This window comes from Aporhodopirellula rubra (genome assembly GCF_014192335.1).
Taxonomy (GTDB): Bacteria; Planctomycetota; Planctomycetia; order Pirellulales; family Pirellulaceae; genus Rhodopirellula; species Rhodopirellula rubra.
In genome coordinates, this window is sequence record NZ_JACHXU010000006.1 from 360,441 (window position 1) to 383,378 (window position 22,938).

General features: G+C 53.8%; 16 protein-coding genes, 1 tRNA gene and 3 pseudogenes. 14 read left to right on the forward strand and 6 right to left on the reverse strand.

The window, feature by feature from the left end:
* Positions 1–36: 36 nt before the first annotated feature.
* Positions 37–2,256 carry an ATP-dependent DNA helicase RecG gene (gene recG / locus FHS27_RS11005; protein ID WP_184305045.1) on the reverse strand — a complete coding sequence of 740 codons (2,220 nt, stop codon included), beginning with the start codon at positions 2,254–2,256 and terminating at the stop codon, positions 37–39.
* A gap of 242 nt (positions 2,257–2,498) precedes the next feature.
* Here recG and FHS27_RS11010 point away from each other — a divergent pair.
* Positions 2,499–2,583 (forward strand) — tRNA-Leu (locus FHS27_RS11010).
* Positions 2,584–2,723: 140 nt separating this feature from the next.
* On the opposite strand, the pseudogene FHS27_RS31635 reads toward FHS27_RS11010, so the two are convergent.
* Positions 2,724–3,038: pseudogene (locus FHS27_RS31635) on the reverse strand (tyrosine-type recombinase/integrase); the annotation flags it as partial.
* A gap of 104 nt (positions 3,039–3,142) precedes the next feature.
* On the opposite strand from FHS27_RS31635, the gene FHS27_RS11020 reads away from it, so the two are divergent.
* The 5 genes from FHS27_RS11020 to FHS27_RS30780 all read left to right on the forward strand — a co-directional run bounded on the left by FHS27_RS11020 (position 3,143) and on the right by FHS27_RS30780 (position 7,717).
* On the forward strand, positions 3,143–4,303 hold the full coding sequence (locus FHS27_RS11020) for a hypothetical protein (protein ID WP_184304986.1): 1,161 nt from the start codon (positions 3,143–3,145) through the stop codon (positions 4,301–4,303).
* A 487-nt stretch (positions 4,304–4,790) separates the two neighbouring features.
* A complete protein-coding gene (locus FHS27_RS11025) occupies positions 4,791–5,120 on the forward strand; it encodes a type II secretion system protein (protein WP_184304987.1) in 330 nt (109 codons plus the stop codon).
* A gap of 311 nt (positions 5,121–5,431) precedes the next feature.
* Positions 5,432–7,015 (forward strand): sulfatase family protein, encoded by a 1,584-nt coding sequence (locus FHS27_RS11030; RefSeq protein ID WP_184304988.1) that lies wholly within the window; start codon positions 5,432–5,434, stop codon positions 7,013–7,015.
* 79 nt (positions 7,016–7,094) lie between these two features.
* Positions 7,095–7,292: a sulfatase-like hydrolase/transferase gene (locus tag FHS27_RS31640; RefSeq protein ID WP_390853234.1), complete on the forward strand. Its 198-nt coding sequence runs from the start codon at positions 7,095–7,097 to the stop codon at positions 7,290–7,292.
* Positions 7,274–7,717: a sulfatase/phosphatase domain-containing protein gene (locus FHS27_RS30780; protein WP_221225012.1), complete on the forward strand. Its 444-nt coding sequence runs from the start codon at positions 7,274–7,276 to the stop codon at positions 7,715–7,717. The genes FHS27_RS31640 and FHS27_RS30780 overlap by 19 nt, the downstream gene beginning before the upstream one ends.
* A 77-nt stretch (positions 7,718–7,794) precedes the next feature.
* Here FHS27_RS30780 and FHS27_RS11040 read toward each other — a convergent pair whose 3' ends face one another.
* Positions 7,795–8,109: a TMEM14 family protein gene (locus tag FHS27_RS11040; RefSeq protein WP_184304989.1), complete on the reverse strand. Its 315-nt coding sequence runs from the start codon at positions 8,107–8,109 to the stop codon at positions 7,795–7,797.
* A 668-nt stretch (positions 8,110–8,777) separates the two neighbouring features.
* On the opposite strand from FHS27_RS11040, the pseudogene FHS27_RS11050 reads away from it, so the two are divergent.
* Positions 8,778–10,210: pseudogene (locus FHS27_RS11050) on the forward strand (IS701 family transposase).
* Between the two features lie 36 nt (positions 10,211–10,246).
* Here the strand turns inward: FHS27_RS11050 and FHS27_RS11055 are convergent.
* Both FHS27_RS11055 and FHS27_RS11060 read right to left on the reverse strand, forming a co-directional pair.
* Entirely contained in the window at positions 10,247–10,690 is a 444-nt protein-coding gene (locus tag FHS27_RS11055; RefSeq protein WP_184304991.1) for a carboxypeptidase-like regulatory domain-containing protein, read from the reverse strand.
* 5 nt (positions 10,691–10,695) lie between these two features.
* Entirely contained in the window at positions 10,696–11,772 is a 1,077-nt protein-coding gene (locus tag FHS27_RS11060; RefSeq protein WP_246419446.1) for a DUF1559 domain-containing protein, read from the reverse strand.
* A gap of 1,877 nt (positions 11,773–13,649) precedes the next feature.
* Between FHS27_RS11060 and FHS27_RS11065 the strand changes: the two genes are divergently transcribed.
* The 6 genes and pseudogenes from FHS27_RS11065 to FHS27_RS11085 all read left to right on the forward strand — a co-directional run bounded on the left by FHS27_RS11065 (position 13,650) and on the right by FHS27_RS11085 (position 21,791).
* Entirely contained in the window at positions 13,650–14,294 is a 645-nt protein-coding gene (locus FHS27_RS11065; protein ID WP_246419448.1) for a cysteine hydrolase family protein, read from the forward strand.
* Positions 14,295–14,398: 104 nt separating this feature from the next.
* On the forward strand, positions 14,399–16,285 hold the full coding sequence (locus FHS27_RS11070) for an acyltransferase family protein (protein ID WP_184304993.1): 1,887 nt from the start codon (positions 14,399–14,401) through the stop codon (positions 16,283–16,285).
* A gap of 323 nt (positions 16,286–16,608) precedes the next feature.
* Complete coding sequence (locus FHS27_RS11075; protein ID WP_184304994.1) at positions 16,609–18,420, forward strand: carbohydrate binding domain-containing protein; 1,812 nt, start codon at positions 16,609–16,611, stop codon at positions 18,418–18,420.
* A 383-nt stretch (positions 18,421–18,803) separates the two neighbouring features.
* Positions 18,804–19,067, forward strand: a pseudogene (locus FHS27_RS31645) (PAS domain-containing protein); the annotation flags it as partial.
* A gap of 321 nt (positions 19,068–19,388) precedes the next feature.
* The gene (locus FHS27_RS31070; protein WP_246419451.1) at positions 19,389–20,120 is read left to right on the forward strand and encodes a PAS domain S-box protein; all 732 of its coding nucleotides are present in this window, start codon (positions 19,389–19,391) and stop codon (positions 20,118–20,120) included.
* Between the two features lie 930 nt (positions 20,121–21,050).
* A complete protein-coding gene (locus FHS27_RS11085) occupies positions 21,051–21,791 on the forward strand; it encodes a dienelactone hydrolase family protein (protein ID WP_184304996.1) in 741 nt (246 codons plus the stop codon).
* Positions 21,792–21,812: 21 nt separating this feature from the next.
* On the opposite strand, the gene FHS27_RS11090 is transcribed toward FHS27_RS11085, so the two are convergent.
* Complete coding sequence (locus FHS27_RS11090; RefSeq protein ID WP_184304997.1) at positions 21,813–22,361, reverse strand: hypothetical protein; 549 nt, start codon at positions 22,359–22,361, stop codon at positions 21,813–21,815.
* 283 nt (positions 22,362–22,644) lie between these two features.
* Between FHS27_RS11090 and FHS27_RS11095 the strand changes: the two genes are divergently transcribed.
* Complete coding sequence (locus tag FHS27_RS11095; protein WP_009094153.1) at positions 22,645–22,842, forward strand: membrane or secreted protein; 198 nt, start codon at positions 22,645–22,647, stop codon at positions 22,840–22,842.
* The last annotated feature ends 96 nt before the right edge of the window (positions 22,843–22,938 follow it).

A 22,938-nucleotide genomic window follows, 5' to 3' on the forward strand; every position in this document is an offset into this window, starting at 1 on the left:
CCTTCTCTGAGTCGTGACAGAGATCAATCAGAGTGGTCAGGCGCCATCACCTAAGTCGAGCCGATTGCCATAGCGACGCAGCACTTGATCACGCAATCCTGTGATTTCGTCAGCCTGCATATCGGGGTCTTCATCAATCAACTCTTGGGCCATCATGCGAGCGACCTGCAGCACCTCAACATCACGATTGAGATCAGCAATCCGAAGCGGCGCCAGACCACTTTGTTTTTTACCCAACATGTCGCCCGGGCCTCGCAAACGGAAATCCGCTTCGGCGAGTTCAAAGCCGTCGGACGTCTGCTCGAAAACCTTCAATCGCTCACTTTCCTCTGGCGACCGCTCGCCATCGGTGAACACGCAAAGGTACCCCGCATGAACACCGCGTGAGATCCGTCCACGCAACTGATGCAATTGAGCGAGCCCGAATCGGTTACCTCCGAGAATCGTCATCACGGTAGCGTTGGCAACGTCCACCCCGACTTCGATCACCGTTGTGCTAACGAGGACATCAATTTCACCATCCGCGAAACGCTGCATCACATCCTGCTTCGCCTCCGCTTTCATCCGGCCATGCAACAATTCAACGCGTTGTTCCTTAAACACGTTGTCTCGCAATTGCTCGAACGTGCGGTTCACCGACGTGACATCCTCCACCTCATCCAACGCATCGAGATCGTCCAACGCATCGGCTGCATCGCCCGTCGATCCACTCGTCGAATCACTCGCGACCGTCTCGTCGCCGACGCGCGGCGCGACCACGTAGGCTTGCCGTCCTTCGGCGATCCGCTGTCGCACGAAATCCCACCACCGATCCCGCCATGAATCGACGGCGAGGTACGTGTGCACCTCGCCACGTCCTGCGGGTTTCTCTCGCAACGTGCTGAGATCAACGTCACCAAACTGAGTCATCGCAACACTACGCGGGATCGGCGTGGCCGACATGACGAGGTAGTGCGGATCAACACCGCCTTCACGCAAACGCACCCTTTGCCGAACACCAAATTTGTGCTGCTCATCGATCACGCACAAACCCAGCGAATGAAAATCGATGTCGTACACGAGAGCTTGCGTGCCGACGATTAGATCCAGTTCACCCGAGGCAACTTTCTCGAGCGTTTCGCGGCGCTGCGCCGCCGTCAACGAACCACACAACAAACCGATGCGGACGCGACTGTCGGCGAGAATCTTTCTGAGCGTTTGAAAGTGTTGCCGGGCGAGCACCTCTGTCGGCGCCATCAACGTCGCTTGGTGTTCCGACGCAACAGCCAGCATCATGGCGAAGATGGCGACTACCGTCTTGCCACTGCCGACGTCGCCCTGCAATAACCGATTCATCGGAAACTGCCGCCCCATCTCTTGGGCGATTTCATCGATCACCCGATTCTGGTCCGCGGTCAGTTCGAACGGAAAACGACGTACGATCCGCTGCCGGATTTTGGCCGTGCACGGCATTGCGGGTGCTTGCAATCGTCCCGTCAACGACGTCCGCCGCATCGCGAGGGCGAGCTGCATGACAAACAACTCCTGAAAAATCAGTCGCGTTCGCGCAGCCGTCAGCGTCTCGGCCGAGGGCGGGCAGTGAATATCGCGCAGCGTCGTCGCGATATCAGGCAGGTCACCGGCCAACTCAATCCCCGCGTCCCGCAATCGAACGCCCGCAGCCTCGCGAATGGATGCCGGCATCACTTCTTTGGCGCCCTCGGCGAGCACACTGGCGACCCGACGCGTCAACCGACGCAGTTCGTATTCCTTGACGCCTTCGGTGAGCGGATAGACCGGCAGAATTTCGCCCTTGTTTTCGGCGTTCTCCGGGTCAGCTTCATCCGCCTCGATGAGCTCGTATTTTGGGTGCGAGAACTCCCAACGCAGCCCCGCGAGCTTTGGCGTTCCGCTGAGACGGACCGATCGATCCAGCGTCAACTGCTCGGCGCGGAACGGCTGGTTGAAAAAGACGATCCGGACCGCACCCGATTCATTCTCGACGATCGCGGCAAACAGAGACTTTCCGGGCGTCCGTGAAACGAGTTCCGCGTCCGTGATTTTCCCGATGAAGGTCGCCGGTTGGCCCTCTCGTAATTCGTCCACCTTCGTCGGCGGTGGCGGGAATTGGTGCTCTCGTGGAAAGAAAAAGAGCACATCCTGAGCTTTTCGCAGCCCCAACCGCCTCAGCCGTTCAGCCCTCGCGGCCCCCATGCCCGGCAAAAACTGCAGCGGCGTGGAGGGCTCAAATTCGAGCGGCGGGGGATCTCCCGGCACCGATTCGGGCGACGCGATCGATTGCGGCGAGGGTTCGGTGGGCTCAGCCAAAACAGTGTTTCAGGGAACGCGGAACGAGAACGGAGAATGACGATATCGTATCCTCTGCGGACGCCCTCGGCACACCACCCTCCACCGCAGCGGCGATTCAAGGCGAGAACGAAAAACGGAGTTGCCGGGCGTTCACGGAAAGTGCGTCTTGTCGAAGCTCCGCACAGCGGATATCTTCACGCGGCACACATGCGGATGTGGCGGAATTGGCAGACGCGCTAGACTCAGGATCTAGTGTCCGATAAGGACGTGGAGGTTCGAATCCTCTCATCCGTACTGAAAAACACAGGGTTTTCGCTCATTTGGGCGAGAGCCCTTTTTTCGTGGCCTGCGGAAAACATGATGAGAACATGATTTGCCTCTGAACGTAAGGCAAGGCCGTTGATGATGGCGGCTTTCCGATCAAAAGTTTGGTGCTGATAGTGCTGTGCCATCTCGTCGCTCATCCAGCCAATTAGCTCCTTGATGTCAGTCTTTGAGTACCCATTATCTAAAAGCCCCGATGCGAAGGTGTGCCGGTAAAGGTGCCATCCAGCCGAATGCTCCCATTTTGATCCTTTCAAAGCCGCATTAAGGTGCTTTGACAGGTAATTGGCCTTTGCTCGCTCTAGCTTTTCAGAGAAGCCCGTCTTCGTCGCGTGCCCGTCGTCAGCCGTAAAGTTGCACTCTTGATCCGAGGGCAGCAACTTTAACAGACGCTCCAGAATTGGAACTAGTTTCAGAGGCAGCACCAACCTCCTTATACAACCTCCTTATGGTGCCACCCACCGTATGGACGGGCGGCTTCGACGCTGGTATTCTCCAGACAGACCTTACCTTTTCAGAGGAAACTCAGATGCCACGCCCCCAGCGAAGTGAACAGTTTAGTGACAGCGAAGTTTGCGTTTTGCACGTCGTCCAGCGATGCGTGCGAAGAGCTTGGTTGGCGGGTTTCGATAAGGAGTCGGGCAAGGACTATTCCTATCGAAAGGAATGGATCCGGCGACGTATGGAGGCATTGGCCAGCGTATTCGCGGTTGATGTGCTTTCCTATGCGATCTTGAGCAACCATATGCACCAAATCCTCCGCAATCGGCCCGATGTCGTGGCGAAATGGTCCGATGAAGATGTAGCGATCCGGTGGCTCAGGGTCTTTCCTGGTCGAAGACTCGAAGAGCATCTGGCCGAACCCACTGAAAACGACGTCAAAACCCTCTGCCGTAACAAGGAACGTTTGGCCGAAGTGCGCAAACGACTCTCCGATGTGTCGTGGTTCATGAGGGCACTGGCCGAACCAATCGCGCGTATGGCGAACAAGGACGACCAATGCACCGGGCGGTTTTGGGAAGGACGTTTCAAGGCACAACGAATCGTCGATGAAGCGGGTTTGCTGGCATGCAGCATGTATGTGGACTTGAACCCGGTACGAGCCGCGATCGCGAAGGATCCTGAGTCGAGCGTTCACACGAGCGCCTACGATCGGATCGAAGCTGGCAAGGGCGAAAGCATCCCCTCGGCAGCGTTTGACCTGAAGCCGATTCCAACGGAAGAGGCAGGACGCAAGATCCGTGAAACACCGGTGGCCGAACTACGTGAGGAACGCAAAACGAAGCGTCGTAATCCAACCGGAAGACGAATTCGCAGGGACGCTTGGCTGAGTCCATTGCGACTGAATCCAAAGGTTTTGTCCGATGAACCTCAAGTTCACACCAAGGGTGTGCGGAGTAGCGACCGTGGCTTCCTGAACGTCAGTTGGCCGGACTACAAACGGTTGCTCGACTGGACGGCGGCGCAAGGCGTCGAGGGCATCGCTGCGGCGGTTCCTGCCCGACTTGCCAAGACACTGACGGAGCTAGGCATTGATGCTTCGATGTGGCGAGACCTGGTTTGGAATTGGCAAAAGTACTTCGGCAAGTCGGTATGCGTGGGGCGTCCCGAATCGATTCGGGCCAGCGCTGAGTCGGCGGGCAAGCATCACTACCGAGGCCAAGTGAGCGCCTCGGCTTGCTTCGTCTGAATCACGGACGACCAACCTAACGATGCGGGCTCGGCTATCCATGCGCGCCAGTTGAGTGCGCGAACTAAAAAATTACGCATACGATCGCCGCTGGAGGCAATCCAGCAGTTCCGCAAACGGCCTTCTGCACGAGGCTGAAGCAAAAGCAGATCGGTCAGAGAGACCTTGGAATTCTACCCCATGAATGCCACAGCACAGTTCTGGCGTGCGAAAATGCTGTTTACTCACCGTGATTGAGGACAATTCGAGTCGTGGGGCTGCCCGCTAATGAATCCATGAGCAGATAGATGGCTATTTCAATTCGCGAGCATTAGCGAGATTCGCGGGCGTCATTAACAGTGCCAGTGGGCAGTGGACGGCTTTGGCTTTATCGGAAGTCGTCGAGACTTTCGATCTCCCGGACAAAACCAACTCGCAGCGACTGAAAACGAAAATTACGTAAGAAATCCCGCTCGAGTGTAAAGATCCAATCCCTGCGATTCGCTTAATGGGTGTGGGACAAAAACATGGCCACCTGTTCCGAGTCGATTCTGTTCATCATTGGAGTGAAATCCCATCTCATTTCAATCGCTCCCCAGACAAGCTGCCGTGGTTCACGCTCGTTGTGATCGCCATTACGGGCGTGCGTGCTGGGATGTTGCTCCCCGCGGCTCAAACCACTCGCGAGGGCGTTCGCCAAATGGATTGCAGCAACAAATTCAGGCAAATCGGGCAGGGAACGCACAACGACCACAGCGTTTTCAATCCATCGCCCCTGCACGGCGCCGGCCCGATCGATTACGCCACGTTCGACCAGGGCGGGGGTGCCGCACGTTGAAACAAGGAGTCTGATCTTGGGCGACAACAAGCTGACGCCCGAGTGAGTTGCCTCGCCGACCGACGTGGTGAGAACGCGGCCCTCTCAGCCCACTAAAACGCTTGCCAATCCGATGTCGGTTGACTTCGGGCGACGAAAGCCGAGCGAAGCTAGCTACCGAGAACGAGCAAATCGCGAGTTGAATCGCTCCTACTCGAGTTCAGTGGCAAGTTGCTCGACAGGAGCATCAAGGCAGTTTTCGCTCACGATGTCTCGAGCATTGAACACGGCCTCGCATCTAACATAGGCCAAAACATGAAAGTCGACTTTGCATGAACCTCTTGAAAACACCCTGCCTCGCCTTCTTAATAAGCTTGGTTCCTGTCCCCTTTTTTACACAGGCCATAGCCGATGGTGATGCGTCAGCAGGCACCAGCAAGCAACCGCCCAATATCGTCCTGATCTTTGCCGATGACCTCGGCTACGGTGATGCTGGCTGCAATGGCGCCACCCACGTGCAGACACCCAACATTGATCTTCTGGCCACCGAAGGACGCCGCTTCACCGATGCACATTCGGCATCTGCAGTCTGCACGCCCTCACGCTATGCATTGTTGACGGGTGAATATCCTCTGCGTGCCGGACTCTGGGGGCCGTGCTCTCCAACGAGCAAACTGCTGATCGATACTGACAAGCTGACCATTGCCCAGCTCCTCAAGAACAAGGGATACGAAACCTCCTGCTTCGGTAAATGGCACCTGGGATTCGGAAGTGACACAACGGACTATGCCAAACCCTTGCGACCCGGCCCCCTGGATATTGGCTTCTCTTATTACTTTGGTGTACCCGTCGTCAACAGTGCTCCACCCTATGTCTATGTGGAGAATGATCGAGTCGTCGGAATGACCTCGGATGATCCGATCGTTTTAATCGGAAAAAACGCCGGAGAAAAAGCGACACCGATTACCCCGCTAACCGAAGAGCATGGCAACCGCGTTCCCAACTGGTTTGGCGGTGCCGTCGAAGCCCACAATCTCTACAACGATTTCAATCTCGGCACAACGCTAGCGGAGAAAGCAACCGACTGGATTCGAGCCAACAAAGACAAACCGTTCTTTGTATATCTGGCCACAACGAACATCCATCATCCGATCACTCCAGCGCCCCGTTTCCAGGGAACAAGTCAGTGCGGTCTCTATGGTGATTTCATTCACGAACTGGACTGGATCGTCGGCGAGGTGATGAAGACGCTAGAGGAGCAGGGCGTTGCAGACAACACGCTGATGATCTTCACCAGCGACAACGGCGGTATGTTCCATAACGTCGCGCAGGCGGCCTACCAGGACGGACATCAGCAAAACGGTGATTTACTGGGCTACAAATTCGGGATCTGGGAAGGCGGGCACCGTGTGCCATTCATTGCCCGCTGGCCTGGCAAAATTAAACCGGGCACGACGTCGGATAAGTTGATTTGCCATGTGGACATGCTGGCGACCTTTGCCGCTTTGACGGGACAGTCGCTAGAAAAAGAGCAACTTGTCGATAGCGTGAATGTGCTGCCGGCACTAGCTGGAGAATCGACTGCTCAGGTACGTGATCACCTAGTTCTTTCGCCTCGCAACGCCAGCCACATCGCGATCCGCAAAGGCAAATGGATGTATATTCCGGCGAAGGGCAGCGGTGGTTTTGGTGGGACCAAACCCGGCCAGCATGGCTTTTCCGGCCCAGCGGCTTGCACCTTCACCAATCACCCGAACAGCGACATAGCCAACGGAAGAATCAAGAAGGACGCTCCGCCTGCGCAGCTCTACGATCTAAGTGCAGACGTCAATCAAACCCAGAATCTTTACACCGAGAACCCCGAAGTCGCGCAGGAGATGCACGCCTTGTTGGAAACCTACCAACCGAATAAGTAGTTGATCAGAGCGTCAACAAAAAGACGGAGCCGATGTCGCCAAAATTCGGAGGACTGCAAGGGACAAAGCCAAAGCAGGGATCTATTCGACGGCGATTTATGAAATCGACTGGTCGGTTGGCCAGATCCTGAACACACTCAAAGAGACAGGCATAGATGAAAACACCATCGTGCTTTTCACCACCGACAATGGCCGGGCGGGTAGAAAAGGGTCAGCTAAAGCTTTGCGAGGCGGAAAGGGAAAACACCGGAGGGAGGCATGCGAGTTCCTGCAGTGATTCGCTGGCCCAACATGATCCCCGCCGGAAGCAACACGGACAAACTCTTGACGGCGATGGATGTGCTCCCCACATGCGCAAAGCTGAGCGGTGCCGAGCTTCCGAATGATCTCGTCATTGACGGAAAAGATATGATGCCCGTGCTATTGAACGGAGCCGCCAGTCCGCACGAGCATTTCTTCTATGTGCACTGGGGCGATCTCGAGGGCGTGCGGTGGAAGTCCTGGAAGCTGCATGTCGTTGATGGAAAAACGGCCCTCTACAACCTGGATGAGGATATCGCCGAGAAGAAAAATCTCGCGGCCAACCACCCCGAAATTGTCCAGCAGCTTCAATCCGCCATGCAGGCATTTGAGAAAGACATGAAAGAGAATCTCCGCCCCGCAGGCCTAGTCGAGAACCCAAAACCTCTCACCAAGCGGTAAGCCCGATAGGGATCAATGGCCGAACGCCCGCAACATGATTACCGGCGCCGTCCGCAATCCGCTTTGATTCTCGGAGACTATTTAAAAAGGCTGAACGCGAGCGTGCCGACGGTGATGATTCCTAGGATGACGACCAGCAGGTTTGGCATTACCTTGAACTTCTTCAGCAACGAGGGGCCAAACTGGCCGATCAGCAGAAGTGAAACAACCAGCCCCAAAATCGCACCCGCTACGATGCCGTTCGCAATCAAAACCGCCGAGAGCAGAAGGAGCCCGCCAGTGATGCTGCCTGCGATCAAGGAAGCCTTACTGGCAGCTTTGACGTAGCCCATGACTCCTCCAAAGATGACAAACGAGCCAAAAATTGCTGTCACGATTACCGGAAAATCCACACAAGTCTCTTTATTGAAGATCGCAAAGTTCTGGCAGTAAGGATCCAGCGGATTCGAACACACACGCATCCACGCAAACTGCCTTTCGTTGAATTCTAGTGAGTCGTCCCCGACGCACCAGCCACGAACGTCACCTCCGAGTAATTCGCGCGAACGCCGCACATGACTCGAAACCGCGATCTAACGGAGGCCACCTCCGACTTTTCGCGAGACAATCACCCTCGTCGTAGAACACGGTTACGATTAGTCACGAATCTCAACACGACGGGGCCTCAGCGAGAAAGTACGCCACGAGCATCGCTGACATGAACAACGATGCTCTGGCGAAATGACGTTACGGATGTGTATTCCTGAAACGCTGCTTGCCAAAAAACGAGAGCATTTCACAGGGCATTTACGGGCAAGCGTCTTTGCGGATCAGACGCTTCACACTGTCAGGGGTCGCACCAGCCCAGCAACGTGATTGCCTTTCGGGCACCCCCTTGCTCCGACTAACTGGACAGCGCCACTTTGTGGCTTTCTGATTTCGTAAGTGCTGATTCTGGCGTGAGTTATCTTGCTTGACATGGGAGCCAAAAAGAAACGACCCTCCGTGTGCTTAATGTTTCACGACGAAACCACGGAAGGTCGCTTCTATGTCGCTCCAAGATATCGCATCTCTCGGAAAGATGCTTGCCCAATTTCTCGCTCTTTTTGCCGATTGCTTCCACGGCGTCAAAGGCCGAAGGCTGTTCGCCGCATACGTCCGCGGCCAACTCTCGGAGTTGCAGCGGAAGAACGTCGAAGCGATCGCTTTGAAGCAAGGTGTCGCGCCGCGAACTCTCCAGCGATTCCTTGAGTCAATCAAGTGGGACCACGACGAAGTGCTCCAGCGATGCCGCAAGGTGATCGTCCGCGAACAGGCCGACCCGCAGGCCATTGGAGTGATCGACGAAACCGGTACGGCCAAAGCAGGCAAGGGAACCGTCGGAGTCAAACGACAATACAACGGCAACCGCGGCAAAGTCGAGAACGCGGTCGTCAATGTCGCTTTGTCCTTTGCAACAGCGACTTTCCAATGCCTGATCGCCGCCCGAACGTACTTGCCCGAAGACTGGGCCAACGACACCGCGCGCCGAAAAAAACTCATGTTCCTGACGATATTCAGTTCCTGACCAAACCACAGATCGCTCTGGTGTTGATCGACGAGGCGATCGCCGATGGCATCACCGTCAAGGCATGGACGTTTGATGAACTTTACGGTCGCGACGGAAAGTTTCTCGACGGACTCGATGAGCGTAAGCAGCCGTTTGTCGGCGAGGTTCCGCCGAACTTTTATGCGTGGACCGGGAAACCGAAAGTCCTGCGAAAACCCAGTAAAAATCTCAAGGGGCGGCGAAAGAAGTACCCTCGACTGCCCGCCCGCGACGCGAAGGCTTGTCAGGTACAAAACTTGGCCAAGTACTCGCCCGGTTTGGCTTCTCAAGCACCGCAGCGATACCGCACGCGAGACTCGCATAAAGGTCCCGAGATTTGGGAAGTTCGTTGGCATGTTGTCTATCGCAAGACACACGACGGCCGCTTGGTCAGTTCGCAGTGTACATTGATTGTTGCCAAGAACATTCGCACCGGTGAAGTAAAGTACTTCATTGGCAATCGAGTTCCCGGCCGTGATGGCTGGACAGTTCGCGAGTTGCTGCGAATTGCGTTCGGGCGCTGGAAAGTGGAAGCATGTTTTCGCGAAGCCAAAGAGGAGCTGGGCTGGGATCACTTCGAGTGCCGTGGGTGGGCCTGCGTTCATCGTCACATGATCGTGACGATCGTCAGTCAATTGTTCTGTGCTCGCGTTCGTCATCGTCTGTGCCGTGGAGAGGTCGTCACCGACGCTGAGCGTCTGACGCTGGAGCAGGTACGTCGGGCGGCTGATGTGGTGATCCGTTGCATCGGTCTTCCCAAGCGACTTCGGAACGAGCAGTACGAAGCTGAGAGCCGCCGAATCAGCTACCATCAACGTCGCAATGCCGCAGCGAGTCGCTGCCACCGCAAGAAACGCATCGCTGACTATCACGACCTTGGAATCGACCCAGACCAAATCAAACGCGTTGAACCAAAATCCCCGTGAAACCAACCCCAACAACATCAAACTGGCGCTGTCCAGCTAGGGAATGATCAGATCGAGATCCCCCATGTCGCGAGAAACCACAACGGGCTGAGGGAGCGTGACCTCCTCAGGTCCACCCGCTGGCCTCCGCCGTGCCGACGATGACCTCCGCGTGACCGGTGCCCCTGTTTCCTCGGCCGGCGGCGGTCCCAACGAGACCATGGTGACCATCACCGTATGGTTGCCAACAACGGCTCCCGCCATATCCCGCGTGTACTCAAGCGAGTAATTCCCTTTGGCATCGGAGGTCCCATAAGAAGGACGGCCCGCCGCGGCGTAAAAAGTGATCGAGGCGTTCGAAACCGGTTGCCCATCTCGCAAAACAGTCCCCTTAACGGGAACAATCTCGGGTCCCGCCGGCCCACAACCGACACAAACAAGGGTCAATGCTAACGTCCACAGGGGGACACGCACCTTTTGCCTAGCAAATTCAATACTCATCGCGTTCATTCAAATTCTCCTGGAACAGTTCCGTCATACCGATCCATCAGAGCGGTATAGATGTCAAACTGAATGCTGTCGGTAAGAAAATGGACTGACCCATCCGCAAACACGAACTGGGCACCTCCAGTGTGCTGAGAACGAAAAGCCGTATTCCCCCACGATGTAGTGTATTGGTTGTTCGCCCACGCACCGCTGACAACACCTTGGCTGCTTTTGGCCGTCCAACTGTCCCCTGAGTAGTTGATCGGGAACCGCGTCACCACGTAGTTCGACAAATCCGAACTGTGGGTACCGGTGGCGCAGGACCACATTCCACCGCGCACGGCACTCGCACGAAAATCATTGTCGAGACCATGAAAGGCGCCCTGTTCGCCAACCGCGATCGTATGCGATGTCCCGTCGAGCATAGTGGCAAATCTGGTGATCGTCCCTGGCCAAGTTTGCCCCATGTTCTCCCGCCACTTCACGCCAAAGAATCCATTATCCGCGATCACCCCCACACGCCTCCACTCCGCCGTCTCATCGTAGTCGGCCACCGTGCCACCTCGGTAATTACAGCCATTATTCCCGGCGTAATCAGAGATCTGCACTTCGATTGACCCGGGAGCCCCCAACGCCTGCGTCGCTGCATTGGTGGCGAAATTCCACGTCTTTGGGAGCACACTCGACGGACAACTGTAACTCGGGACCCGTAGCCGATTCATCGCATCCCAAGCCCGAGCAGGAGCAGCCCACGACGCATCCATGAGATCGAATGTCGTACCGGAGTAGGTCATGCCTTCGACAGCAGCTCCCTGTTCCAGTTGCGGCAAGATACGAATCAACCAGGAGGGCTGACGCTGCCAACCATCCGCTGAATACCCTTCACCTAACACCGCAAGCGGAAATTGCTTGTACGCATCGTGGTAGTTGTGTAGCGCCAAACCAATCTGCTTCAAATTATTGGAGCAACTCATTCGTCGAGCCGCCTCGCGAGCTGACTGAACCGCGGGTAGCAAGAGCCCGACCAGCACACCGATGATCGCAATCACAACAAGCAATTCAACGAGCGTAAAACCCCTATTTCTCTTCCAACGCATTGCGTTCATCCCATTTAGCTGTAGGACACCGAATCATGTGTAAACCAACACCGCAAAACGCAACTGCCGTTCCAATCCATCCACCGCCACGGCAATCGCGATACGCTACCGCCCCATAAACCGCACATCACGCAAGCATGAGACCATCATATGAAACGCACCCACGGCAAGAAGATTCCCCATACCCAACCTGCAACACCGAACAGCACTCCTCAACCAAAACTCGCTCGCGGCAAACGAAGCCAAAAACTCGCCTCGCTGGGCGGGAGAATTTTCTCTCATTTACCTGCCACGCCTACATAAAAAACAGTCGCACACACAACCTCCTGCGCATAACTTATGCACACACCCAAAAAGCCAGCGCGCATTCATAGCAAAAAACGCCTAGACAACGAACACTGAACACAATGCCAAGACACAAACACCCCCTATCGCCATCACACAAGAAACCTTAAGTAACGGCCGCTCAACAAAGGGAGCAACCATCAATACATGGCGCTGACGGCGAGACAAAAAAAGAACAGAACATTAATAGATGCTCTGATACGCCGAACGAAAAAAGATGCATCAAGCAAATTGAGAACAACGCTTTCTCATGCACAATCAGCCAACTCTGGCTGAAGACACCTGCAAGAAGAGGCCAGGCGTCACCTGCCAATTAAACCAGCCTCGAGAGTTGCTCCGAACATGAAAGCAACAATCACCAATAGAGCAGCGACGGCCTGCTCAAAGAACAACAGATCTCATCAACACTCGGCCACACAACCACATGAGCAACCACAGCCACAGCAGGCAAAACGCCGTGAAAAACGCCCCCAAACGCCACTGCACTGGAAAGACTGCACCTGCACGCTTGATCAATCTTAGAACTCAAATGAGACAAAACACAGACGCGTATGCCTCACGCAATCCAGGCGACACGGCCCTAAAAAAACCAAACCAACGCACCGCGAAACATCATCGCCGCAAACGCCACGAAACACGCAACACACACCTACTACCGAATATTCTTACACTAAGAACAAACACCGAACGGAGCAAGAAAAAAGCAGTGTACTAACAACGAAGCCGCAAACGACAAAACTCCTGTTTCGCTAAAACACCTATTACATCCGGCGTTACAAGCCAATCATTACGAACAACACCGACACTCATCAAATGACATCCGAATCGAAAGACCGCGATGAAAACATCACCAATTTACTTTCAATATTTCGGCGATCTATCAACGCTCATACTGAAACATCAGACAAACGCCAAACCCCCATTACAAAACGTGCAATGCGTTCCTTCCACAGTAAGGATCGGCTACGACCAACGAACACAAAAACACCACTTCAGTGAATGCTCTCCGATCGCTCATTAACATTTAAGCTACACAATCAATGACGCAATCGAAGCAACGTAAACAACGATGAATCCCATCTCGTGAACCGACGCTTTCCTAACAGTCACATATTGCACCTATTCAAACAGACACCCCAAACAGGTTCACCGACGATCGACACATCGATAACGTTTTGATCTGACGAATCTCTACAAAGTCTTTTCCAACATGAAGCCGGGCGGTGACTGCAACGCAACAGATTATAGATTGCATGACGAAAACGTCTTGTCCGATCTCGAAAGCCATCACTTGAATATGCGCACTTCTCGTGGAATTCAAATCGTCGCGCACTCCGCTTAGGGGGCTCACGGACCAAACGTTCACCTCAACGACGCCGGAAAACGCAGCATTTCGGCGACGAGAAAAGTCAATCGGCAACGTTAATTGAGCTGGCAGAGTGATCGCAAAAGAGCAGGATAGGAAACCTGAAGGCAGCCTGCGGGCCATTAAAAGCCGTGAAAAGCTGCACAGGCTCCCATGTGAACCACTCATGCGAACCAAAGACTCTCAACAACTGCGGGAACTCAGTCGCTATATTCTTGCCTTGCATTCGCCCGCCCCCCCCCAAACACCGCGAGAAAACGAGATGAGTCGTGCTCTATTGGTAATCGACGTCCAGAGAGAATATTTCGATGGTGCGTTGCCAATCACTTATCCGGTCGGGCATCTCGAACGGATTCTCGAGGCGATGGACCAAGCCTCCACGGCCAACGTGCCCACTGCGGTGATTCGCCATCACCAACCCGATCCGGAGTCCCCGATGTTTCGACGAGACTCGGACATGTGGCAGCTTCACACGGAAGTTGAGGAACGCCCCCGGAACATCTTGATCGACAAACAACTCCCCGGATCGTTCACCAACACCGACCTCGACAAGTGGCTCAAATCGGTCGACGCGGACACGGTCAGTATCTCGGGATATATGACCCAAATGTGCTGCGACACCACCGCCCGCCAAGCTTTCCATCGCGGCTACAAGGTCGAATTCCTCAAAGATGCCACTGGAACCCTGGACGTCGAAAACGAGGCGGGTTCGGCAAAAGCCGAGGAACTTCAAAACTCAATCCTCGTCGCTCAGCAGATGTTCATCAGCGAAGTGATCAGCACCGACGAATGGCTTACGCGGCTTACCTAAAAATCCATCCTGAGTTGCCCCCAACTCGAAACCCACACACAGATTCACTTTCGACAACCACACACAGCGGAGGCACGCAAAGGTTTGGTTTGATTCGAGTTTTCATGGTTTTAATGCTGGCGTTGCCCGCGACGTGCCGTCCAGCTTACGTTCTGCGATTCCTGAAGCTCGTCTGCGGGCTCAGCGTCCTGGCAACCAAGCACATGGGCAAGTCATTGTGGAATGAGTCATCGCGCTCGTCCGGTCAGAGGTTCGGAGATATGAAGATGGACAGCGTTGATATTATTCGCCAAGAGACGAAGCGTTTTGCCGAACCACCAGACCAAGCGATTTCGAAGCCAGCGGCAATCTCCAGGCGACATGACCTCGATGCACTGCGAGCAATCGCAATGCTGCTAGGAATCGCACTTCACGGAGCTCTCGCGTACATGCCACTTCCGGATGCTGCCTGGGCGGTCCATGATCGCACCCAAAGTCAATTATTCAGTGTCTTTACATCGATAGTTCATGGCTTTCGAATGCCGCTATTTTTCGTGATCAGTGGATTCTTTACCGCCATGTTATGGCGTAAACGCGGCTTAAGATCTTTATTAAATCACCGCCTCAAACGGATTGGTGTCCCGTTGCTGCTTGGCCTCTTTACTCTCGTGCCGTTGGTTTGGGTCGTTAGTATTGCGGCTGGAATCCGGTCGTCAGACCTGGTCGGTGACTCACCGAACCGGTTCTGGACAGCGGTGCGGCGAGCTGACATTGACACAATAGATGAACAATTAGCACTGGGTGCATCAATAAATGGCTGGGAACACAAGAGCGGTGAAACTCCCCTGGCGCACGCGGCGAAAATCGGCAACAACGTCCTGATCACGCATTTGCTGCAACAAGACGCGGATACCAATGTGCGCAATCGCGACGGGTCGAGCCCATTGCACTTGGCAGTGCTATTCCGTCACGCAGAATCCGTACGCCTATTGATCGAGCATGACGCGGACACTCATGCACTGAATCGCCTTGGCGAGACTCCTGCTGACATGCTTTCGGTCAGCCCCACGAGGTTGCGTCTGATAGCCAGCATTGGTGGAGCCGAAGTCGACCCGTTCGTCGACAAAAGCGAAGTTTCAATGGCACTCGGAATCCCAGATACGTCACTGGATTCCCAATCCAATTTGGTCGGTGCTACATCCCCGACAGACGGAAACACGATGATTCTGTTGCCCCTCTTTCCGTTCTTTCATCACCTGTGGTTCTTGTGGTTCCTATGTTGGTTTGTCGCCGCATTCGTTGTCTACGCGATAATTGCCAAAGCGATTCCATTCCAATCAGTGTCAGGCCTGATCATTTCTCCGTGGCGATACGCGTGGCTGATACCGCTGACGATTCTTCCTCAATCCATGATGGGTGTGTTGTATCCGAATTTTGGGCCTGATACGTCAGCGGGTATCCTGCCGATGCCACAGGTGCTGTTCTATTACGCCATCTTTTTCTTTTTTGGCGCATTGTACTACGACAGCGATGATGACGAGGGGCGGCTCGGAAACCGGTGGCGAATGACCTTACCTTTCGCATTGGTGATCGTTTTTCCAATCGGTTACGAAATGGCGGTAGGCGGATTCGGCCTGACCGATCCCGAACTGCTTGATTCAGGTTGGGTCCGACCTGCTGCTGTCGTCTTGCAAGTCGTTTTTGTGTGGCTCATGACATTCGGCCTGATGGGGATGCTTCGCAGTCTTTACTCAGTCGAGAGCAGGACGATGCGTTACGTCTCGGACTCTGCCTACTGGTTCTATCTGATGCACTTGCCGTTGATCATCTTCTTTCAATCGCTGGTACAGAACTGGCCAATTCCCGGAGTGATGAAATTCACGCTCGCATGCATGTTCACTGGAATATTGCTGCTAGCGAGCTATCAGTGGTTGGTCCGCTACACACCGATTGGGACCTTGCTGAACGGCCCACGTTCACGCCCCACTTCGCGCAGCACAAACGCGGCCTAATAGCCAGCCTCGATCAGCGGCTTACCGTGCAGCAATCACCGATACATCGATTCGGTTGCAAAGCGAGCAAGCATCCTGTTTTAGTGGCGCATCTGTTCAGAGGACCTGCGCAGGCCAGCAGAGATGAACGGCCACGCATTGAACTAGAGCGGAGGTACATTTTTCGCTAGCTCGACGGATTTCGAGCTACTTTCATTTGCCGATTCGACATGACACAATCGACGAGTTAATTTGCCAACTCGATTCCGTCGCTCGTCACCCGTATTCGCTAAGATAGGCTCGCTACCAAACGACGATGAAATCCCCTCAACGGAGCAGACACGATGACAGATCGAATTCTTAGCACCTCCAAACAGGTCTATTCAAGTTGCGGAAAATCGTCGGTCACATTGAGCATGATTATTGCGTTGTGTTCTACGGCAACGGCGTTATGCGGTGACACGCCCAAGATGATTGAAGACTTCGAAACGATTGCCGTCTCGCCGAGTGTTTGGGTTGTCAATATTCCAAATGAAAACGCGTCTGTTCGCCTGACAACAGATGAGCTCAAAGGCGGACGGAACAGCCTTGAATTGCATTATCATTTTCTCAGCACAGGAAGTTTTCAATATCTAGGAATCCCAACGAAAGTTGACATCCATTCCCCCATCCACGCCTTGAGCTTTTGGATGAAAGGCGATGCTTCGTCCTGTTCGTACGGAATTCAAATCAGCGACGCCTCTGGAGAGACGCATCAATACAGCCCGAACTCAGGACAGGGTGGCAGAATCGATTTTGCGGGCTGGAAACAGATCGCGTTTGACATAGACGCAGGTCACGAAACCTGGGGCGGCGATCAAAACGGCAAAATCGACTATCCGATCAAGGCAATCACATTCACGATCGGACAGCCCAGGGATGAAGAGATGCTGTTGTCTGTCGACAGCAAACTTTTCTTTGACTCTTTGGTCGTCGACACGAACCCGATTGAAAACGAATCAGCGATTCAGCAGATCGCAGTCACCTCACCCAACTATTGTGACGACATCGATGGAAATACTGAGATCTCAGTGGAAGCGGTTGGATTCAAAAACCTCGCTGCGAAATGCTGGAAGCCAGTCAGTGGCCTTGGAGTCGATGCGACCGTCGCCGAGCTAAATCTCGATACGAATGGCAAAGGCTCGTTCATGTTTCCGGGTGATGAATTCCCACATGGCCCAATCACCATTCGGATCAGCGGAGATACCGGATCGTTTCAAGACAATTGCTATCTCCAACTGTATAACAGAGGCGGGGTAAACTGGAACGAAGGGCTCCCGAAGACACCGCCACCTGCGGCAGCGGGAATGTCGTTAGTATTTTCGGATGACTTTGAAGGACCGGTTTCAATTTCTAGCACCGACACCACTGCCACGTACTATGACCACAAGCCTCCGCACGGGTGGCAGGATTTCAGCACGCTGCCGTTCACGAGTTTTCACCATGAAAACAACCCGTTTCTCCAAAGGGACTCATACCTGCGAATCCGAGCGAGCGAACTCCAACGTAGTTCTGGTTTAATCTCGTCAATGAAAAACGACGCCTCTGGTATCACTGCGAGGATCCCCTGTTATTTCGAGTGTCGCTTCATTGGTCCAAACGGCATCGGCACATGGCCAGCATTTTGGTTGATGACGGACTACATGACGGATCATGTTAAAGGACTAAAGAACGTCGCCAGTGACGAACTTGACATTATCGAAGCGTACGGTGGAGAAGGACCAGGACATCCCAATGCGTTTGATCGGTACATGATCTGCCCCCATTGCTGGGAGCAAGGCGATGCTGGCAAAGCGATTGAGAAAAGGGCGTATGATGCCATTAAAAATCCGATTCGCATGCATCAGTTTGGAATACCGTCGACATGGTTTGAGTCGCCACATACCTATGGTTGCAAAGTCACCGAAACAGACACGCGATACTATTGCGACAACATTGAGGTAGGCCGGCACGAGACGCTTCCGCTGTCAAAAGAACTGCCATTCTTCTTCATGATCAACCTGGCCACCGGCGGAGGCTGGCCTGTCGATTTGTCGCGTACTGCGGGAATCGCTGACATGTACGTTGATTACGTACGGGTTTACAGCGGCGCAGACGTATCTACGAAAAAACGGTAATCAATCCATGCCCCTACCTCGGTAGGCATGCATTCAGATGCAAGCTCAAACGCCTACTTGTAGTTATTGATCGCCGATTGAGGCCGTGTCGCATGACAGGGAAAACGTACTCTGAAATCAATTCAGCCCAACGCTCGCGTTTCAAGAACCGAGTAGCTAGCCACAAACTGGCTAGAAGTGTGGCCGGCCCTATCGAATGTGGGGGGGAGGGGCGGTATGTTCAAGGTTGCTCTCCCCGTTGTTGGTAATCCACTTTCCACACGACCATGAACAAACCGAACCAGGCAGATAAGACCACTGGTCTTCCTCAGCTCGACTCACCATCGCATTGCCTCTCTGTTTTCGGCGACCAAATCCAGCGATTTCATATCGGTTGTGTCTGCATGGATCCAGAATCGACGGAAATACAGTGCGTCAATGCGACCTTTTTGGAGTTGCTGGGGCGACGACGTGAGTTCGCCATCGGGGCTTATTTGACGGATTTCCTTCCAGAGCAAACGCATCCGCTGCTGCTCAAAGAGTTGCGTTTCGTCAACAAAAATGTGGAGACGACTCGCTGCATGGAACTCCGCCTGAAGTCGGAGGGCGACACAGAGAGATGGGCACAGCTGAATTTCACGAGTCGCCAATTCGGCACCGGGACACAACGAACAATCATGGCCACTGCTATTGAGATCACGGAGCGGCGATCGCATGAAAAGGAACTTCGCCTATTGTGCGATCGATTCGAGATTGCAGAACAACATTCCAAATTAGGAAGTTGGGAATCGAGCGCCGAAGTCCCCACAATTTGGTGGTCAAAGCAACTTTATGACTTACACCGAACGGACCCTGCGTTCGGCCCGCTCGAAATCCATGAGTTTATTCAACGCGTCCATCCCGACGACCGAGAATCGCTCCTGGCCACCTACGCCACACCTCTCGCGATTGGTGCTCAGCGCGAGGTGCAATACCGAAGCAATCCGGATTTGGGTCCAATCCGAACGTTTCTATCACGCATCTACGCAACCAAGAAAAGAGGAAAGTTAACCTGGAACGGAACAACTCAAGATATCTCCGAGCGAGAGCAGATTCACACTGCACTCCAGGAAAGCAAACGCAAGTACCGCGAAATCGTGGAATCAGCGGCGGATGCAATTTGTGTCGTCAGCCCAACTTTTTTCATATTGGACATCAATGAGCCAGCCGCAAAGATGTTGGGTTACGAGGCTCATGAGCTAATCGGCACGAGCATCCTCGAGTTAAAGGACGCCGAATCGCTGAAGAAGGCGAGCCGAACAAGCGACCAACGAAACCTCAAAGTAGCTAGAGTCTACGAGACAAACTTCAGGCGGCGCGACGGAAAGGAAATCTGGGTTATCATTTCTGCATGCCCGCTACTCGACGAGAATGGAGATCTAGTGAGCACGAAAGGCACCATGATTGAGATCACTCATCGGAAGCAGATCGAAAAGGTTGCGAGAGATGCTGCAATTTCGAAAGCGAAGCTGGAGATGCTATCCACACGAGAGAGATTCGTACTCTCGCATGTTGTCGCCGGAAGTAAGAATAGAGAAATCGCTATGAAACTTGATATTAGTGAGAAGACGGTTGAGCGTCATCGCGCAAGCTTGATGAAAAAGCTAAAGGCGAAAAGCGTCGTGGACCTCGTGCGCATTTCAGTCATCGCTGAAGCCGGTGATTCTGAATCAAGCCCATAAGCAACGAACGGTAGAAATAAGCTTGCGACCATTTGAAAGTCGAGGGAATGGGTTCACGCTTCAATTGCAGAAAAAAAGTAAGCTCGACCGGTTACCAAATATCAGCTCACATGTGCCCCATAGAACTAATGTTTGCCGGCCGAGCTTTGCTTCATGCCCCGTAATGAATTTCGGTCAAGAATGAGGTCTGTCCGATTTTTATCTTCAAATTGACGGGTTTCCCCCATATGAGCTAAGACACCGCCAAACTGGCAGATGGCGAATCTGATCCGCGGCGCCACAGACGCACTTTCCTCGGAATCGTTCCGATACACATGAAAAGAGACGCAGGATATCCGCACTGTCAGTCGGCACATTTACCACTTGACTCAACCTAGCGGTCGCTAGCCCAAAAACATCGAACGCCCTGTGAGGAAAATGGCGAGGCAGGTTTGCGTAGGTCAAGTTACTTTTTGAATCGACGTTGGTTTTGTCTTCACCCCGCCATGTCGCCAAAAATCGAGCATCGAATGATTGTGATCCTACAATCCAATTTCGTGAGCTTTTGCACTTCGCATTGTGTTGATCGCAATCCCCCTCATGAACTTTCATAGAGTCCAGAGTGACGACGCCTCCTATTGTTCTTCAAATTTCTGACGTTCTCCTTTTAAAAAACAGTTAGATAGGGAGCAGGTTTTCAAGAAGCTTGCCCAAGAGATTGCAAAAGACTAACTTCGTTCAACATGGTCGTTCCGTCGCGGACGGCTGACGAATACCAGAAGGTTACGGAGAGAAAAGTCTGCTTACCGCGAAACCGTTTTCTAACGTCCAGCAACATCGGGAACGCCTTATCGGCGCAACATCGCTCGCTTCGTCAAGCTTCCGTTCTTTCTAGTCAAATCCATCGAATAAGATGCACAAAAACGGCATCAAGTCTTTCAAAGAAATCACATGCGAATCCAGCCCGTTTCATCCGTCAACCTCGATACGCCGTATGGTCCGATGCATACGCATGTGTTCCGCCCAGATCGTCCTGGAAAATACCCGGGCGTGGTTCTGTTTGCCGAGATCTACCAAATGACCGGCCCCATCGCACGCACAGCCGCGATGATTGCTGGACATGGATTCCTGGTCGCGGTCCCCGACGTCTATCACGAGTTCACTCAGCCCGGTGAAGCGTTCGCCTATGACATACCGGGAACCGACCGAGGCAACACGTTAAAGACAACGAAGGAACTCGCCAGCTATGACGCGGATGCTCGGGCGGTGATCGATTTTTTTGGCAACGACCCCGGATGCACCAGGCGTGTCGGCTCGGTAGGCATCTGCTTGGGAGGGCACCTCGCCTTTCGCGCAGCGATGAATCCCGAAGTCGAAACGGGCGTTTGCTTCTATGCCACCGACATCCACAAAGGCAGTCTCGGCAAAGGCATGGCCGATGACACGCTCGCTCGGATCCCCGAAATCCAAGGCGAGATGATGATGATTTGGGGACGTCAGGACCCACATATTCCCAACGAAGGTCGACGAATCATCTACGACGCCATGACGGCGGCAGAGACCCGGTTCACATGGCATGAATTCAACGGTGAGCACGCATTCATGCGGGACGAAGGCCATCGTTACGATCCCGCATTGGCTCAACTGCTTAACGCGATGGCATGCCAGCAGTTCACAACCTGCTTGAAGTAATCAATCGATCAGTGATCGTGCTCAACGCGATGGGGTGTCAATGTCATAGTCGCCCCCACTACCGTACAGGTCCGCGACATTACCGAACTTGCCTCCGTCGTCCACACCATCAATGCCGACGCCGTAGAGCACAAAGCCACCGTCCTCCCTGCGGTACACCAGCGGTTGATTGAGAAATGGATCGACGGGAACAGACGCTAGGAATTCAGGCACCAAGTCCTGCAACTGAGCAGGTAACTCGCCGAACTGCGATTCATACCACCGAATCGCAAGGTATGTTTTCCGCAAACGATTCATGATGTCACGCCGCTTGATCGCGTCCTCGGTCGCTTGGATCGTCGCGGAAACCATCGTGTGACAGTACTTTGGTCTGGCGGACGACAAGGTATACGACACCAAATTGAGACGATAACGCCATCCATACAAATGCTCGCAACTCAAGCCAGCGGCCGCCCGATACGACACCAGAGATTCGCGACCTTGTTCAATCGAAGCCAATTCCGCAATCAAGCTGGGTACCGTTTCGAGGACGATGTGGTCACGAATGATGGTAAGATTTTCGTACCCCAACGAAGTTTCGATGGGGATTCCCGATAGAGAATGCGAGAGCGTACCACCACGACCGACCGAACACCGTCCAAATCGACAGCAGACATCCCATCAGCATGACGAGTGCCATGACTTTGATTTGTCCTCGAGTCTCGGGATACAAAAACAACACCTCCGTTTCCTGTTGCGGCGTGTCCTGGGCTGCTAAATCCTGCACGTTGAGGGCAACCGTGGGTGGCGGTATGATAGCCCAAACTCACACCGCTGTTCGGACTCGCCCCGCCCGCCTTCACAATGTGCTCTGATGCCAGCGATTGACCTATTACTGTTTGCGTCGCTCGCGTTGGTCATCGGCGTGGTATCCGGATGGTCGATGGGATACCGAGCCGGCAAAGCAAAGGGCGACGCCGATGGCGAGGCCCGCCGGCAAGATGCCGAAAATCGCCTGAAAGAATTGCAGCACCAAACCAAAGAACTGCTCGGCATGCGGGACGAAGACTAACTGGACAGCGCCACTTTGTGGCTTTCTGATTTCGTAAGTGCTGATTCTGGCGTGAGTTATCTTGCTTGACATGGGAGCCAAAAAGAAACGACCCTC

Excerpts from the sequence above, each read along its gene's own strand:
- FHS27_RS11085 (WP_184304996.1), top strand. The coding sequence starts at position 21,051 with ATGCGAATCCAGCCCGTTTCATCCGTCAACCTCGATACGCCGTATGGT.
- FHS27_RS11070 (WP_184304993.1), top strand. The coding sequence starts at position 14,399 with ATGGTTTTAATGCTGGCGTTGCCCGCGACGTGCCGTCCAGCTTACGTT.
- FHS27_RS11095 (WP_009094153.1), top strand. The coding sequence starts at position 22,645 with ATGCCAGCGATTGACCTATTACTGTTTGCGTCGCTCGCGTTGGTCATC.
- FHS27_RS11055 (WP_184304991.1), bottom strand. The coding sequence starts at position 10,690 with ATGAGTATTGAATTTGCTAGGCAAAAGGTGCGTGTCCCCCTGTGGACG.
- FHS27_RS11030 (WP_184304988.1), top strand. The coding sequence starts at position 5,432 with ATGAACCTCTTGAAAACACCCTGCCTCGCCTTCTTAATAAGCTTGGTT.
- FHS27_RS30780 (WP_221225012.1), top strand. The coding sequence starts at position 7,274 with ATGCGAGTTCCTGCAGTGATTCGCTGGCCCAACATGATCCCCGCCGGA.
- FHS27_RS11065 (WP_246419448.1), top strand. The coding sequence starts at position 13,650 with ATGCGAACCAAAGACTCTCAACAACTGCGGGAACTCAGTCGCTATATT.
- FHS27_RS11020 (WP_184304986.1), top strand. The coding sequence starts at position 3,143 with ATGCCACGCCCCCAGCGAAGTGAACAGTTTAGTGACAGCGAAGTTTGC.
- FHS27_RS11025 (WP_184304987.1), top strand. The coding sequence starts at position 4,791 with ATGGGTGTGGGACAAAAACATGGCCACCTGTTCCGAGTCGATTCTGTT.
- FHS27_RS11060 (WP_246419446.1), bottom strand. The coding sequence starts at position 11,772 with ATGCGTTGGAAGAGAAATAGGGGTTTTACGCTCGTTGAATTGCTTGTT.
- FHS27_RS11075 (WP_184304994.1), top strand. The coding sequence starts at position 16,609 with ATGACAGATCGAATTCTTAGCACCTCCAAACAGGTCTATTCAAGTTGC.